This window comes from Vibrio sp. Vb0349 (assembly GCF_033338975.1).
In genome coordinates, this window is the sequence record NZ_JAWOTS010000118.1 from 1 (window position 1) to 1714 (window position 1714).

1 protein-coding gene is annotated in these 1714 nt (G+C 47.8%); it reads right to left on the bottom strand.

From position 1 onward, the window contains the following. Positions 1 to 1613: arylsulfatase (locus R7Q47_RS23715; protein WP_318089588.1), on the bottom strand; the 1613-nt coding region annotated here is incomplete at its 3' end. Between the last annotated feature and the right edge of the window lie 101 nt (positions 1614 to 1714).

The following is a 1714-nucleotide window of genomic DNA, read 5'->3' on the forward strand; positions in this document are numbered from 1 at the left end:
CCCTCAGTTAAAGCCCAGTGAGTAACACGCGCTAGCCACCCTTCGTGATAGATGGCGCGGTTACCTCCCAGTTCGAAATATTGAGGTTTGTGTCGTGTTTGTGCTTTTGTTTCCTTAAATGTATTAGTGAAGCTCACGCCTGCCATCGGGATTTGCTCAACACCATCGACTTCTTTTGGAACTGGTAAATTAGCGGCTTCTAGTACTGTCGGAGCAATATCTACAACATGAGACCATTGATCGCGCAAAGGCTGGCCTTTGTTATCGATTCCCGCAGGCCAACTCACGACCATACCATTTCGAGTGCCACCAAAGTCTGAAGACATTCCCTTTGTCCAAGTAAATGGAGAGTCACCCGCTACGGCCCAGCCTGAAGCGTAGTGTGGGAAGCTATCTGGCCCGCCTAGCTTATCGATGTTTTCTAGCACGCGGTTAGGATCTTCCGTGATGAGGTTATAGAACGCCAGTGAGTTGAAGCTACCGTTACGGTTGCCTTCTGCGCTCGCACCGTTATCGCCGACAATGTAGAAGATTAAGGTATTATCGAATTCACCATTTTTCTTGAGTGTGTCGATGACTCGACCGATCTCATGGTCAGTGTGTGCTAAGAAGCCTGCATAAACTTCCATTTGGCGTTCGAAGACACGTTTTTCATCAGATGAGAGAGAATCCCAACGAGGCACAAAGTCTGGCATTGGTGGCAAAACCGTATCTTGTGGAATAATGCCTAACTTCTTCTGACGTTCAAACGACTCTTGTCTTAGTTTGTCCCAGCCCATTGAGAACTTGCCTTTGAACTTATCAATCCATTCTCTTGGGGCCTGATGAGGGGCGTGTGCGGCACCCGGAGCGTAGTAAGCGAAGAACGGTTGGTCAGCATTATAGCTGTGCTGCAGGTTCAACCATTCAATAGTTTGGTCGGTCATATCTGCTGTGAAGTGATAGTTCTTTTTACGCGGCGTTTTAATGCGCGTATTACCGTCAATCAACACGGGTTGGAACTGGTCGGTTTCACCACCGAAGAAGCCGTAGAATTTGTCGAAACCCACTTCAGAAGGCCAAAGCGTTTGGTTACCTGCGGGCCCTGTCTCCCAAGCTGGAATTTCGTGGTTTTTACCAAACATTGCCGTGCTGTAACCGTTATATTTCAAAATTTTTGGTAGGGCAGCGATGTAGTTTGGTCGAACGCTTGTATTGCCAGGGAAGGCCGTCGATGTTTCCGCAATTGAACCCATATTATTTTGGTGATGATTGCGGCCAGTAAGCAAGGCAGTTCGAGTTGCAGAGCTTACGCCGGTTGTATGGAATTGGTTATAGATAAGACCTTGTTTAGCCAACGCATCAAGTGTTGGCATATCAACTGCGCCACCAAAAAGGGATGACTGACTAAAACCGACGTCATCTAACAAAATAACAAGCACGTTAGGTGCATCTTTTGGTGCCGCGATTCGGCGAGTTGGCTCGGGGCGCTGAACATCTCGCACGTCGAGTTGAGTGTAAGTTTGGGGCTCAATGTCAGGAATTGGGAGCTTTGTTCTGTCTACCGTTCCTGCCGCAACCAAACACGGAGCGAGCGCTCCGGTGATGGTCACCGTTGTTTTCAAAATATCCATTTATTGATTACCTTTTATTAGAGGGTGTAAGGATTAAAGGGCCGTCTAATGCTTGCATGACATAGCTTGCTGGATAGCCATGAGCTAAGAGCGTCGTCATT